The sequence below is a fragment of the Pusillimonas sp. ANT_WB101 genome, from assembly GCF_008369125.1.
In the GTDB taxonomy this organism is placed as follows: Bacteria; Pseudomonadota; Gammaproteobacteria; order Burkholderiales; family Burkholderiaceae_B; genus Allopusillimonas.
On record NZ_VOAY01000005.1, the window covers coordinates 457,765 to 470,421 of the forward strand.

General features: G+C 55.1%; 15 protein-coding genes. 13 read left to right on the forward strand and 2 right to left on the reverse strand.

The window, feature by feature from the left end; genetic code table 11:
• Window positions 1-9: 9 nt before the first annotated feature.
• The 3 genes from tatA (at window position 10) to tatC (ending at window position 1,686) form a co-directional block, all read left to right on the forward strand.
• Window positions 10-243 (forward strand): Sec-independent protein translocase subunit TatA, encoded by a 234-nt coding sequence (gene tatA, locus FQ179_RS20675; RefSeq protein WP_149399323.1) that lies wholly within the window; start codon window positions 10-12, stop codon window positions 241-243.
• A gap of 106 nt (window positions 244-349) precedes the next feature.
• Entirely contained in the window at window positions 350-916 is a 567-nt protein-coding gene (gene tatB / locus FQ179_RS20680) for a Sec-independent protein translocase protein TatB (RefSeq protein WP_149399325.1), read from the forward strand.
• A 29-nt stretch (window positions 917-945) separates the two neighbouring features.
• Complete coding sequence (tatC, locus tag FQ179_RS20685) at window positions 946-1,686, forward strand: twin-arginine translocase subunit TatC (RefSeq protein WP_149399499.1); 741 nt, start codon at window positions 946-948, stop codon at window positions 1,684-1,686.
• A 10-nt stretch (window positions 1,687-1,696) separates the two neighbouring features.
• On the opposite strand, the gene FQ179_RS20690 is transcribed toward tatC, so the two are convergent.
• On the reverse strand, window positions 1,697-2,878 hold the full coding sequence (locus tag FQ179_RS20690; protein ID WP_149399327.1) for a trypsin-like peptidase domain-containing protein: 1,182 nt from the start codon (window positions 2,876-2,878) through the stop codon (window positions 1,697-1,699).
• A 26-nt stretch (window positions 2,879-2,904) separates the two neighbouring features.
• On the opposite strand from FQ179_RS20690, the gene FQ179_RS20695 reads away from it, so the two are divergent.
• Window positions 2,905-3,681: a Nif3-like dinuclear metal center hexameric protein gene (locus FQ179_RS20695; protein WP_149399329.1), complete on the forward strand. Its 777-nt coding sequence runs from the start codon at window positions 2,905-2,907 to the stop codon at window positions 3,679-3,681.
• 33 nt (window positions 3,682-3,714) lie between these two features.
• Here the strand turns inward: FQ179_RS20695 and mscL are convergent, their stop codons facing one another.
• Window positions 3,715-4,176 (reverse strand): large conductance mechanosensitive channel protein MscL, encoded by a 462-nt coding sequence (mscL, locus tag FQ179_RS20700; RefSeq protein WP_149399331.1) that lies wholly within the window; start codon window positions 4,174-4,176, stop codon window positions 3,715-3,717.
• Between the two features lie 135 nt (window positions 4,177-4,311).
• On the opposite strand from mscL, the gene petA reads away from it, so the two are divergent.
• The 9 genes from petA to FQ179_RS20745 all read left to right on the forward strand — a co-directional run bounded on the left by petA (window position 4,312) and on the right by FQ179_RS20745 (window position 12,582).
• On the forward strand, window positions 4,312-4,950 hold the full coding sequence (gene petA / locus FQ179_RS20705) for a ubiquinol-cytochrome c reductase iron-sulfur subunit (RefSeq protein ID WP_149399333.1): 639 nt from the start codon (window positions 4,312-4,314) through the stop codon (window positions 4,948-4,950).
• 84 nt (window positions 4,951-5,034) lie between these two features.
• On the forward strand, window positions 5,035-6,423 hold the full coding sequence (locus tag FQ179_RS20710; RefSeq protein ID WP_149399335.1) for a cytochrome bc complex cytochrome b subunit: 1,389 nt from the start codon (window positions 5,035-5,037) through the stop codon (window positions 6,421-6,423).
• Between the two features lie 20 nt (window positions 6,424-6,443).
• A complete protein-coding gene (locus FQ179_RS20715) occupies window positions 6,444-7,295 on the forward strand; it encodes a cytochrome c1 (RefSeq protein ID WP_180118127.1) in 852 nt (283 codons plus the stop codon).
• A gap of 157 nt (window positions 7,296-7,452) precedes the next feature.
• Entirely contained in the window at window positions 7,453-8,061 is a 609-nt protein-coding gene (locus tag FQ179_RS20720; protein WP_149399339.1) for a glutathione S-transferase N-terminal domain-containing protein, read from the forward strand.
• Between the two features lie 6 nt (window positions 8,062-8,067).
• Window positions 8,068-8,532 carry a ClpXP protease specificity-enhancing factor gene (locus FQ179_RS20725; protein WP_149399341.1) on the forward strand — a complete coding sequence of 155 codons (465 nt, stop codon included), beginning with the start codon at window positions 8,068-8,070 and terminating at the stop codon, window positions 8,530-8,532.
• A 287-nt stretch (window positions 8,533-8,819) separates the two neighbouring features.
• Window positions 8,820-9,806, forward strand: coding sequence for a tripartite tricarboxylate transporter substrate binding protein (locus FQ179_RS20730; RefSeq protein WP_149399343.1), 987 nt, complete (start codon window positions 8,820-8,822; stop codon window positions 9,804-9,806).
• 153 nt (window positions 9,807-9,959) lie between these two features.
• A complete protein-coding gene (locus tag FQ179_RS20735; protein ID WP_149399344.1) occupies window positions 9,960-10,349 on the forward strand; it encodes a VOC family protein in 390 nt (129 codons plus the stop codon).
• 39 nt (window positions 10,350-10,388) lie between these two features.
• A complete protein-coding gene (locus FQ179_RS20740) occupies window positions 10,389-10,979 on the forward strand; it encodes a gluconate 2-dehydrogenase subunit 3 family protein (RefSeq protein ID WP_149399346.1) in 591 nt (196 codons plus the stop codon).
• 34 nt (window positions 10,980-11,013) lie between these two features.
• Window positions 11,014-12,582 (forward strand): GMC family oxidoreductase, encoded by a 1,569-nt coding sequence (locus tag FQ179_RS20745; protein WP_149399348.1) that lies wholly within the window; start codon window positions 11,014-11,016, stop codon window positions 12,580-12,582.
• Window positions 12,583-12,657: the final 75 nt, after the last annotated feature.

The following is a 12,657-nucleotide window of genomic DNA, read 5'->3' on the forward strand; positions in this document are numbered from 1 at the left end:
AAACCTGTCATGGGTAGTTTCAGCATTTGGCACTGGCTTATCGTTCTGGTGATCGTGGCCCTTGTGTTCGGTACCAAAAAGTTGCGTAATATGGGTGAAGACCTTGGCGGCGCCGTCAAAGGCTTCAAGAAGGGCATGCACGATGCCGAGCAAGAAGGCAAAGCACCCGAATCAGTCACTCAGCAGCGTACACAAAACGATGACACCATCGACGTACAGGCCAAAGAGAAAAAAGACGTCTAAGTTTATAGTGCAACACCCGATGCGCGACGCCCCGGCTGGTCTACTTAGCCAGGCACGCGCAAACGGGCTTTTCCATACATATTAAGCCTGAGCGTATCGCCACCTAATGTTTGACATCAGCTTTAGCGAACTTATGCTGATCGGCCTCATTGCGCTGATCGTCATTGGCCCCGAACGCCTCCCCAAGGTGGCGCGCACGGTCGGGCATCTGCTGGGCCGCGCGCAGCGGTACGTCGGCGATGTCAAATCTGATATCCAGCGCGAGATGGATCTCGACGAACTTGATAACCTCAAAGGTCAAATGGAAGAAGCCGCCAAATCGGTCAAATCGTCCATGGAAAACGCGCGCGACAGCCTGAAAGAACCTCTGAAGGAAGCCGAACAGGCACTGGGCGAGGCCTCGGCCTCACTTGAATCTGTCGTCGACCATGTAAAGGCACGTACCGAAGACAACGCCGCCCGCCAAGCGGCAGCGATTGACGCCCCTTCAGACGCAACGGCCACCCCAGCCATCGCATCAACCTCTACAGACAGCCTACCTCAGCGCCCGGTTCAAAGCCCCTCAACAGCAGGACCAGCAGCGCAAGATGCGCCGCAACCCGACAACGACACATTGCCGCTACCGGGCATCAATAACCCGGTCAGCCCAACGAAATCAGAGACCTCAACGTGACGCAGCCGGAAGAAAAGCAAGACACCTTTATGTCGCACCTGATCGAGCTTCGCACGCGACTCATGAAGGCAGTCGCAGCGATACTGGTCGTTTTTGTGGTGCTGTTTATTTACCCTGGCCCATCCGCCATCTACGATTTGCTGGCTCAGCCCATGCTGGCCTCGCTGCCCGCCGGTACGCGCATGATTGCCACCGGCGTCATTACGCCCTTTATGGTGCCTGTAAAGGTCACATTGCTTGCTTCGTTCGTGGTGGCACTGCCTGTGGTGCTGTATCAGGCCTGGTCGTTTGTCGCCCCGGGCCTGTACAAGCATGAGCAGCGCCTGGCTTTGCCGCTTATCGCCTCAAGCACACTGCTGTTTTTGCTGGGTATGGCATTTTGTTATTTTGTGGTGTTTCGCACAGTCTTTCAGTTTATTGCCAACTTTGCGCCTCATTCGATTACGCCAGCGCCTGACATCGAAGCCTATGTAGGCTTTGTCATGACCATGTTCCTGGCATTCGGCATTACCTTTGAAGTGCCAATCGCCGTAATTCTGCTGGTCAAGACAGGCATGGTGTCCGTTGCAAAGCTGCGGCACGCGCGCGGCTACGTTATTGTCGGCGCCTTCATTATTGCCGCCGTCATCACCCCTCCTGACGTGGTCAGCCAGTTTATGCTGGCCCTGCCTTTGTGCCTGCTCTACGAAATTGGTATTCTGGTCGCCGCGTTTCTTGAAAAAGCCCCCAAGGCCTCTGCCAGCACTGAAGTAGACTCTTCCTCGGACTAAACCAGCAACCTTAGCGTTTGCGAATCGGCGGGCGCACACCCACGTCAACTGATAATTTGCGTTTTTTCCCGTCGCGTATAACCGCAACGTCGACGGACTCGCCCGGCTTCAGTGGCGCGATCTGGTTCAGGAAACCGAAAGAGTCATAAACCGTCTGATCGTCAAGCGTCAGGATAATGTCGCCCACACGCAGGCCCGCGCGCCACGCCGGGCCATCGCGCAATACGCTTGCAATAATGACGCCGTGATCCTGCTTGAGCTTAAAGGCTTTTGCCAACTCAGGAGTGACGTCTTGCGGCTCAACGCCAAGCCAACCACGTGTCACTGTACCGGTTTCTATGATCTGGTCCATGATGACGTGGGCAGCCTTGGCCGGTATGGCAAAGCCTATGCCCAGCGAGCCGCCTGTTTCGGAATAGATGGCGGTATTAATGCCAAGTAACCGCCCTTCGGTATCGATAAGCGCACCGCCAGAGTTGCCGGGGTTGATGGCCGCATCGGTTTGTATGAAGTTCTCGTAAATATTGATGCCCAGCCTATTGCGGCCCTGGGCTGAAACAATGCCCATGGTGGTGGTCTGGCCCACGCCAAAGGGGTTGCCAATGGCCAGCACAATATCGCCGGTGCGCACCTGATGGGTATCATTGAAAGCTATCGGAGAGAGATCAGGCAACTTTATGCGCAGAACCGCCAGATCGCTTTCAGGGTCAGCGCCCACCAGCTCGGCAACGGCCTCGCGCCCGTCGCTTAAGGCCACTTCGATGGCATCGGCGGCCTCAATGACGTGAAAATTTGTCAAAATATGCCCATCTGCGCGTGCAATAACCCCCGAACCAAGGTTGGTCGATTCCCGACGACGACTAAAACCCGGGATTTCACGAAAAAGCCGCTCAAGCTCAGGATCGGCAGGAATAGGCAGCAGTGGCACGTTAACGTGCTTGCGGGTATAAATGTTCACAACGGACGGCTTGGCTTTTTCGACGGCGTCGGCAAACGACACAACCCCCAGCGCGGGCGGCGATGCCTGAGTACCGGCAGACGGAGCCTGACCAGCACCAGGCACAGGCGTCACAGCTGCCTCGTGAACAGCCCGTTCGCCCGAGAGCCAATCGGGGCGCAACGTCGCCACGATAAAAAGCATACCCAGGCATACGGTTACCGTCTGGGCAAAAAGCAACCACAATCGACGCATAAGGCTACAAAGGAAAAAAATAGTTCATGAATCAGATTTCTACCCGGCAACTGGCCGAATGGCTGGATGTAACGCTACAACCCCAGCGCTTCAGGGATTATTGCCCTAATGGGCTGCAAGTGGAAGGCAAACCTGTCGTTCAACGCATTATTACTGGCGTAACAGCCAGCCTTGCACTGCTTGAAGCCGCCGTAGAGCGCGGCGCCGATGCAGTGCTTGTACACCACGGGTGGTTCTGGAAGAACGAAAACCCGCGCATTTTCGGCCCCAAGCGCCAGCGGCTGGCCCTCGCGCTGAAACACAACCTTAACGTATTCGGCTTTCATCTGCCGCTAGACGCCCACCCTGTGCTGGGAAACAACGCCCAGCTTGCACGCGTGCTGGGGTTTGAGCCCGACCTTGATGATGAAGGCAATCCGATACTATGTGGCCCTGACAACCTGATCTGGTTGGGTCGTTGTCCGGGCGTTACAACTTTGGGCGACCTGAGCGAGCGAGTTAACAAAGCTTTGCATCGCCAACCGCTGATCGTGGGGAATACGCAACAGAATGTGGGCCGTATTGCGTGGTGTACCGGGGGGGCACAGGGCATGATGGATGCCGCCATTGAAGCCGGAGCCAATACTTATCTGACCGGCGAAGCCTCAGAACCTACTTATCACCTTGCCAACGAAACCGGCACAGGCTTTGTCGGTGCCGGGCACCATGCTACCGAACGCTATGGTGTGCAGGCCTTGGGGCAAGCCATCGCCGACGAATTCAACATAGAGGTTGAATTCATCGACATTGACAACCCGATTTGAGCGGCAGCGGTGTGTTGTGCACACGCGCCGCAATCAGACCGAGCGTTTAAGCAGGTCGCGGATCTCGCGCAGCAGCGCTACGTCTTCGGGTGTAGCAGCCGGTGCGGCGACCTCAACCACGGGCGGTTGCAGGCGGTTGCGCATGGCGTTAACGCCTTTAACCAGCATAAACACCACAAAAGCCAGCAGTATGAAGTTGATGGCTACAGTAACGAAATTACCCCATGACAGAACCACCGCTCCAGCCTTGGTTAAGGCGTCGTAGGTTTGCGGCCCGGCATAGCCTTCTGGTGTGCGCAAAAGCAAGAATTTACTGGCAAAATCGACTTGGCCACCCAATATAAAGTTGACCAAGGGCATAATGATGTCGCGCACCAGAGAATCGATGATCTTGCCAAACGCGGCGCCAATAATGACACCAACGGCAAGGTCTATCATGTTGCCTTTGACGGCGAACTCTTGGAACTCCTGTATAAAACCGCGGGCTTTGCTCATAATGTCCTCTTCTATTGATCTGTGTCGATTCACCCCGAAGTCGGGGTAACGCTATAATACGCGGTTGAAAAGATTGAATGTAGCCAAAATTGGTGAATTGTATGCCCGGCCTGGGCAAGAATTAAGGATACTAGAATGAGTCAGATAACGACACAGCTCGACGATTCCGGCGCGGTTGACCCTAACCTTCCGCCCGATGCGTCGCGCCGTCTCTGGGTTACGACTTGCTGTGCCGTCGGTGGCGCCGCAGGTGTCGCCACAGTTGTGCCATTCGTTTCTTCCTTCGCCCCGTCGGAGAAAGCCCGCGCTGCGGGTGCCCCCGTAGAGGTCGATATCAGTGGCATAACCCCGGGCCAGATGATCACCGTAGAGTGGCGTGGCAAGCCTGTCTGGATTATGCATCGCACCGAACAGCAGCTTAAAGATCTGCCTACGCTCGACAGTCAGCTGGCCGACCCAGAATCTGACCGCCCCGGCTTTACCCCTGAATTTGCCAAAAACGAATACCGCTCACGTCGACCTGAAATCTTCGTCTGTGTCGGCATCTGTACGCATCTTGGCTGTTCGCCAACAGCCGAGTTCACAACGGCACCCGGCCTTCCGGCCAACTGGAAAGGCGGTTTCTTTTGCCCTTGCCATGGTTCCACGTTCGATCTGGCCGGTCGAGTATTTGCCAACAAGCCCGCACCAGATAACCTCGAAATACCGCCTTATGTCTTCTCAGCCGACGGCAACACTGTCACTATCGGTGCAGACGACAAAGCCAAGGCTTAAACGAATACTTGTGGCGCCCGTCACCGGACGCCCAAAGAACTGAACCCGTTATACGCCTCGTACATAGAATAAAGGAGCCGTTTCATGGCTGGCGAGAAAACCGTCGACACGACAGGACTTTTAGGATGGATTGATAGGCGCTTCCCGCTTACCAAGTTGTTCAAAGAGCATATGTCGGAATACTATGCCCCAAAGAATTTCAACTTCTGGTATTTCTTTGGGTCACTGGCAATGCTGGTGCTGGTCATCCAGATCGTGACCGGTATTTTCCTGGTCATGAACTACAAACCCGATGCCAAGCTTGCATTCGAGTCTGTCGAATACATTATGCGCGAGGTGCCATGGGGCTGGCTGATCCGGTACATGCACTCTACCGGCGCATCCATGTTCTTTGTGGTCGTGTACCTGCACATGCTGCGCGGGCTGTTCTACGGCTCATACCGCAAGCCGCGCGAGCTGGTATGGATCTTCGGCGTTGCCATTTTCCTCTGTCTTATGGGCGAAGCCTTCTTTGGCTACCTGCTGCCCTGGGGCCAGATGTCATATTGGGGCGCACAGGTTATCGTCAACCTGTTCTCGGCCATACCGTTCATCGGGCCTGAGCTGGCTATCTGGATCCGCGGCGATTATGTCGTGTCTGATGCCACACTCAACCGCTTCTTCGCCTTCCACGTCATCGCCATCCCTCTTGCGCTGATTGGTCTGGTTGCCGCGCACATTATTGCGCTGCACGAAGTGGGCTCCAACAACCCCGACGGTGTCGAGATCAAAGAAGGCCCCAAAGACCGCTACGGTCGGCCTATGGACGGCATCCCCTTCCACCCCTACTACACGGTGCATGACATCGTGGGCGTGGCGGGCTTTCTCATCATATTTGCCGCCATTATCTTCTTTGCGCCTGAGATGGGTGGTTACTTTCTCGAATACAACAACTTCATCCCGGCTGACCCACTGAAGACACCACCGCATATTGCACCGGTCTGGTACTTCACGCCGTTTTACTCCATGCTGCGCGCCACCACGGCCGACTTCACCTGGGTGCTTGTGGGTGGAGCAGTCGTCGCCGCCCTTGCCTTGTTCGCCAAAGGCAATCTCAGAGGTATCTGGCGCATAGTCTGGCCAGTCGTTCTGCTGCTGGTCGCCGTGCTGCTGCGAGTCATTGACGCCAAGTTCTGGGGTGTAGTTGCCATGGGTGGCGCTGTCGTCATCCTGTTCTTCCTTCCCTGGCTTGATCACTCACCCGTCAAGTCGATCCGCTATCGCCCAACCTGGCACAAGTATCTGTACGCCATTTTCATCATCAACTTCCTGGTACTAGGGTATCTTGGCACCCAGCCAGTTAGCCCGATACATAACCTCATGAGCCAGATTGGGACGTTCATTTACCTGGCGTTCTTCTTTCTGATGCCGGTGTGGAGCCGTCTCGGAACCTTTAAACAGGTTCCCGACCGCATCACGTTCCATGCTCACTAAGGCAACCAATACGTAACGGAATGATCATGATTAAAAAGTTGCTCGGCGCTATCGCCCTCACCTTGGCCAGCTCGGTTACTCTGGCTGCCGGGGGGGCTCCGCTTGACACCGCTCCCAATCGCATCACTGACATGGCAGCGCTTCAGAACGGGGCCAAACTCTTCGTTAACTACTGTCTGGGCTGTCATAGCGCAAACTCCATGCGCTACAACAAGCTCACAGAGATCGGCCTTACCGACGAAATGATCCAGAAGAACCTTCTGTTCACGTCGGACAAGGTGGGTGATCTCATGAAGATCGCCATGCGGCCCGAAGACGCCAAAAAATGGTTTGGTACCACGCCGCCTGACCTGTCAGTCATCGCTCGCGCCAAGTCTGAAACTATGGGGCATTCCGGCGTAGATTACGTTTACACGCTGCTGCGCTCTTACTATCGCGACACATCAAAGGCCAGCGGCTGGAATAACATCGTCTTCCCTAACATTGCCATGCCCAACATCTTGTGGCAGCTTCAAGGCCCTCGCTCGCTCGAGCGCACTACCGTGCACTCCGTCGAGCAGGCCGATGGCAACTTGCAATGGGAGCGTATAGTAGCCAGCTACGACTCGCAGGGCTTTTCCGTAATCAAGACTGACCCATTGACTGACTACGCAGGCTCGGCGCTCGACAAACCGGTGTTCAGCTCACCTGACCGCAGCACGGTCGCCGTATTCGACAACAACGTGGCTGATCTGGCAAACTTCCTGGGTTGGATGGCCGAACCTGTGCAACTTCAGCGCAGAACCCTCGGTGTCTGGGTATTGCTGTTTCTGGGTCTGTTTTTGCTTGTCGCATGGCGTCTGAACTCTGCCTACTGGAAACACGTCAAGTAACCCGTGCGTGGCAGCGCTTGCCGACGGCGCTGCAATACGTTTTTGCGTCCGCAAATGTCGGCCCTGAAATAGGCGTAGGTTGTACGCCTATTTCCCTTTTCAGGCGCGCCCTGTGCGCGCGCCGCTCACGTTTTTACCTTCGATTGGAATCCGCGACATGATGGTGCTCTATTCTGGAACGACCTGCCCGTTCTCTCAACGCTGCCGTTTTGTGTTGTTCGAAAAAGGCATGGATTTTGAAATCCGCGACATCGACCTCTACAACAAGCCCGAAGACATTAGTGTCATGAACCCCTACGGGCAAGTTCCCATTTTGGTCGAGCGCGATCTGGTGCTGTACGAGTCCAACATTATCAACGAGTATATCGACGAGCGTTTCCCACACCCCCAGCTCATGCCCGCCGACCCGGTCATGCGCGCACGCACACGCCTTTTTCTGTACAACTTCGAAAAAGAACTGTTCGTGCATGTGTCAGCACTCGAAGACCGCAGCAGCACCGATACCAAGGCACAAGATACAGCTCGCCAGAACATCCGCGACCGCCTTGCGCAACTTGCTCCGCTGCTGTTAAAAAACAAGTTCATGTTGGGCGAAGACTTTTCTATGCTCGACGTGGCCATTGCCCCATTGCTCTGGCGCCTTGACCACTACGGTGTCGAGCTTCCAAAAAATGCGGCACCTATCCAAAAATACGCCGAGCGCATCTTTTCGCGGCCGGCTTACATAGAAGCGCTGACGCCATCCGAGAAAGTCATGCGCCGCTAAGTCACCATGCAAGAATCGTCGACCAAGCCTTACCTGATACGCGCGCTGCACGAATGGTGCACCGACAACGGTTACACACCACACATCGTGGTTACCGTTGACGCCAACACCACCGTGCCGCCAGCGCACATTCACGACGGCCAGATCACGCTGAATATCGGCACACTGGCTACCAACGGCCTAACACTTGGCAACGAATACATCGAGTTTCAGACCCGCTTCGGCGGGGTTACTGAACACATCTTTGTACCCGTGGCCACGGTATCGGCCATTTACGCCCGAGAAACAGGCCAGGGCATGGGTTTCGACGTGCTCGAATCCCAGCCTTACCCTGGCACCGAAACGGCTGACAGCAGCCCGCAAGAGGGGCCCAGGGCGGTTTCCGAGGGCAAGGACCACTTATCGTCCGATGCCAAGCCGGATCCGTCTGACGACGATCCTAAGCCTCCACGGCTAACGATCGTAAAGTAATCACGCACTTTTAGTCCGTCTGGCAAAAGCGCGCTGCCCATTATCAGGTTGCGCGCGCCAGTACGGCTGTATTCAAGGTTGCCGCAGTAAATCATGTACCTACCGTCCATGCAATAACGGGCTGTACCTGAAAAAAAAATACGAATACATCTAGCATCTTGTGCTGCGTGCGCTGAGGTATCCGACAGCTACCAAAACAATATCCACACACGCAAGGATCTCCACGCCTTAAAAAATAAGCAGAGGCACTACAATGCGTGAACTCCATTCTCACAGCGATCACTGATATGAAATCCATTAAACCATTTGGCGTACTTGCGCTGAGCGCACTGTTAATAACAGGCACGCCTGGAGTTTCAGCGGCTGCAGACTGGCCGGAAGGCAAACCCATTAGCTTGATTATTCCGTACGCAGCAGGGGGCTTTGCCGATACACGCATGCGCCTGCTCGGGCGAGAACTAGCGCAAGAACTTAATGCCAACGTCATTGTTGAAAACAAAGCCGGCGCAGGCGGCATTATCGGCACCGCCGATATTGCCAGATCCAAGCCCGACGGCTATACGATAGGCAGCGGCAATCTGGCCCCGCTATCAGTCAACCCGACCCTGATGCCCAAGAACGTTACCTATAACGTCCAGAAAGACATCGCGCCCGTCATTCTCATCGAAGAAAGTCCCTTGATTCTGAGCGTTAACAAAGACGTCCCTGTTAAGACACTCGCCGACCTTATCGCGCTGGCCAAAAAAGACCCTGGTGCATTGGCCTTCGGCTCTTCGGGTGTGGGCGGCGCCCACCATTTGTCGGGCGAACTCTTTGCCTCAGCTGCAGGTATCAAGCTTACTCACGTGCCCTACAAGGGTGGCGCGCCTGCAGCTACCGACCTTATCGCGGGTCATATCGATATGATGTTCGAAATGGGCTATGCCGCCATGCCAGCCATCCAGGCCAAGAAAGTACACCCTTTGGCGGTTACCAGCGCTCAACGTCTGCCGTTGTTGCCTGATGTGCCCACTGTTGCAGAATCAGGGTTGCCCGGTTTTGAGTCTTATAACTGGCAGGGCATTATTGCTCCGGCTGGTACGCCGGAACCCATCATTCAGAAGTTAAATGCAGCATTTAACAAGATTCTGCAAAAGCCAGAGATCAAAAAAGCGTTTGACCAGACCGGCGGCCAGATTGCTGGCGGTACACCTGAAGATTTCGCAAACTTCATTCAGAGCGAAACCAAAAAATGGGCTGAGGTCATAACAAAGGCCAATATTTCTGTGAACTAAACCACTATCAGGGGGACGGGTGGCGTGCCACCCGTCTTGACTGCACACATCAACTGAACAAAGGGTTAATCACTAGCCATGTAGCACTGGGCTATTACCAGCACTTCTTCTTGCTCCCGCATAATCATTACAAGACTATTGCACGGAGATGGCATGGCAAGACTGATACACACCATGATCCGGGTGGCCAACCTGGATGCCTCGATTGCGTTCTACCGCAAGGCCTTCGATCTAGACGAAAAACACAGGCTAGACTTTCCCTCCTTCACCCTCGTCTATCTGGCGAACGACGAAAGCCCTGCCGAAATAGAACTCACGTTCAACAAAAATCAAAGCGAACCGTACGAACACGGAACGGCCTACGGGCACGTTGCTTTCTCCGTCGAAGATCTGGAAGCCACCCATGCTGCCCTCCAGGCCAGCGGCATACACCCCACCGATTTGAAACAGATAGAACAGAACGGGCATGTGGCGCGTTTCTTCTTTGTGACCGACCCTGACGGCTACAAGATTGAGGTCCTGCAACGCGGAGGTCATTACTGAATTATTGAATGTTTTTAAACATCGCCGGAGACAAAAAGCATGAAACAGATTTCACAGATCACTTCCGTCCCCACGGTACGCCGGGCGGATCAGCCAGCGCGGCGTCAGTTCCTGAAAGGGTCCATCGTGCTGACCGGCATGCTGGCCAGTGGATCGATACTAGCCACGCTGGCGCCCTCCCGATCATGGGCCCTTGAGGCTCAGCATTTGGACAAGACGCAGGCCAACGCACTGCTGTTAATGGCCAAACGACTCTATCCAAACAAAGACATGCCCGACGCCATCTATGCACTGCTGGTAAAGGATATGGATGCTGCCTGTGCCGATGCCACCACCAAACAGCTCGTACTCGACGGAATAGCCAAGCTCAACGCCGCTACGCAAGGCGCCTGGGCAACGGCCAGTGAGGCAAAGCAAGTTGCGGCACTAAAAGCCATGGAATCCGAACCCTTTTTTCAGAAGGTACGTGGTCAGTGCATCCTCTCTCTTTATGACAACCAACTGGCCTACGCGCATTTTGGCTATGAAGGCGAAGTATGGTCCAAGGGTGGTTATCTGGGACGAGGATTCAATGATTTGACCTGGCTGCCAGATCCTCCAGAATCGGCCAGCCCTTCAGTGAAAAGCTGAGCTGTCCCTATAAAAGCACAAGTGAGGAGACACCATGACACACTATGAACACGCAGACGACAGTGTGGTCGTCATCATCGGATCGGGCGCTGGAGGCGGCACCCTGTCCAACGAGCTTTGTCAGCAGGGCATCAAGGTGGTGTTGCTGGAGGCAGGGGCGCGACAAAGTACAGAAAGCTTTATTCAGGATGAATGGAAGTCGTTTGAGCAACTGGCCTGGCTGGACAACCGCGTGAGCTCAGGCTCATTCCAGCTAACGAAGGATTTTCCCAACCTGCCCGCGTGGATATGCAAAACCGTGGGCGGTACAACCACGCACTGGGCGGGCGCAGCACTGCGTATACCAGAGCATGCGTTCAAGGCGCGCAGTACCTATGGCGAGGTCAAGGGCGCCAACCTGCTGGACTGGCCTATCGGCCTGTCGGACATCGCGCCTTATTACGAGCGCGCCGAGAAAAAAATGGGCGTGACCCGCACGAACGGTTTGCCAGGGCTGCCGGGCAACAACAACTTCAAGATTATGTACGATGGCGCCACGAAAATCGGTTACAAGAAGGTGAGTACCGGGCATATGGCGATCAATAGCGTCCCTTATGACGGGCGTGGTGCCTGTATCCAGCAGGGGTTCTGTTTCCAGGGCTGCAAGATGGGCGCCAAGTGGTCCACCCTCTACACGGAGATACCCAAGGCCGAAAGTACCGGAAAACTTGAACTGCGCACGCAATGCCATGTCACCCGCATCGAGCATAACGAGCAAGGTAAGGCCAGCGCTGTGGTGTATTTTGACAAAGATGGCAAAGAACAACGCCAGGCAGCCCGCATCGTCTGCGTAGCCGGAAACTCCATTGAAACGCCACGGTTGCTTTTGCTGTCAGAATCCGGCAAGTTTAAGAATGGCCTGGCCAATGGTTCTGGTCAGGTAGGGCGCAACTACATGCGCCACACCACGGGCTCGGTATACGCCGTGTTTGACAAGCCCGTACACATGTACCGCGGCACCACCATGGCAGGCATCGTGCAGGACGAGGCTGATCACGACCCCAGTCGCGGTTTCGTCAGCGGCTACGAGCTTGAAACGATTAGCCTGGGGCTACCTTTTTACGCCGCCTTCTTGAGCCCGGGCGCCTGGGGCGAAGAGTTTGCCTCTTACATGGATGACTACACACGCACCGCAGGCCTGTGGATAGTGGGTGAAGATATGCCACAGGAAACCAACCGAATCACGCTGGACGACCAGGCAAAGGATCAATTCGGTTTGCCGGCGGCGAACGTGCATTACGACGACCACCCCAACGACGTCGCCATGAGAGAGCATGCTTTCAAGCAAAGTGATGCCCTTTACAAGGCAGCAGGCGCGACACGGTCTTTTCGTACACCACCCTATCCTTCGACACACAACCTGGGCAGTTGCAGGATGAGCGGAAAAGCGGATGATGGGGTATGCAACAAGCACGGCCAGACACACGACATTGCCAATCTGTTCATTTCCGACGGCAGCCAGTTCACGTCCAGCGCCGCGCAAAACCCAACGCTTACCATCGTATCCTTGGCCATAAGGCAGGCGGAATTCATCAGGGACAGCATGGCGCGCAAGGAAATTTAATCCTCTGCAGACTGCAAGGTTTGCTAAGATAAGCATGCGCCCCCAACACGGCGCATGCGCGTATCTGTAACACGC

Excerpts from the sequence above, each read along its gene's own strand:
- tatA (WP_149399323.1), top strand. The coding sequence starts at position 10 with ATGGGTAGTTTCAGCATTTGGCACTGGCTTATCGTTCTGGTGATCGTG.
- tatB (WP_149399325.1), top strand. The coding sequence starts at position 350 with ATGTTTGACATCAGCTTTAGCGAACTTATGCTGATCGGCCTCATTGCG.
- tatC (WP_149399499.1), top strand. The coding sequence starts at position 946 with ATGTCGCACCTGATCGAGCTTCGCACGCGACTCATGAAGGCAGTCGCA.
- FQ179_RS20690 (WP_149399327.1), bottom strand. The coding sequence starts at position 2,878 with ATGCGTCGATTGTGGTTGCTTTTTGCCCAGACGGTAACCGTATGCCTG.
- FQ179_RS20695 (WP_149399329.1), top strand. The coding sequence starts at position 2,905 with ATGAATCAGATTTCTACCCGGCAACTGGCCGAATGGCTGGATGTAACG.
- mscL (WP_149399331.1), bottom strand. The coding sequence starts at position 4,176 with ATGAGCAAAGCCCGCGGTTTTATACAGGAGTTCCAAGAGTTCGCCGTC.
- petA (WP_149399333.1), top strand. The coding sequence starts at position 4,312 with ATGAGTCAGATAACGACACAGCTCGACGATTCCGGCGCGGTTGACCCT.
- FQ179_RS20710 (WP_149399335.1), top strand. The coding sequence starts at position 5,035 with ATGGCTGGCGAGAAAACCGTCGACACGACAGGACTTTTAGGATGGATT.
- FQ179_RS20715 (WP_180118127.1), top strand. The coding sequence starts at position 6,444 with ATGATCATGATTAAAAAGTTGCTCGGCGCTATCGCCCTCACCTTGGCC.
- FQ179_RS20720 (WP_149399339.1), top strand. The coding sequence starts at position 7,453 with ATGATGGTGCTCTATTCTGGAACGACCTGCCCGTTCTCTCAACGCTGC.
- FQ179_RS20725 (WP_149399341.1), top strand. The coding sequence starts at position 8,068 with ATGCAAGAATCGTCGACCAAGCCTTACCTGATACGCGCGCTGCACGAA.
- FQ179_RS20730 (WP_149399343.1), top strand. The coding sequence starts at position 8,820 with ATGAAATCCATTAAACCATTTGGCGTACTTGCGCTGAGCGCACTGTTA.
- FQ179_RS20735 (WP_149399344.1), top strand. The coding sequence starts at position 9,960 with ATGGCAAGACTGATACACACCATGATCCGGGTGGCCAACCTGGATGCC.
- FQ179_RS20740 (WP_149399346.1), top strand. The coding sequence starts at position 10,389 with ATGAAACAGATTTCACAGATCACTTCCGTCCCCACGGTACGCCGGGCG.
- FQ179_RS20745 (WP_149399348.1), top strand. The coding sequence starts at position 11,014 with ATGACACACTATGAACACGCAGACGACAGTGTGGTCGTCATCATCGGA.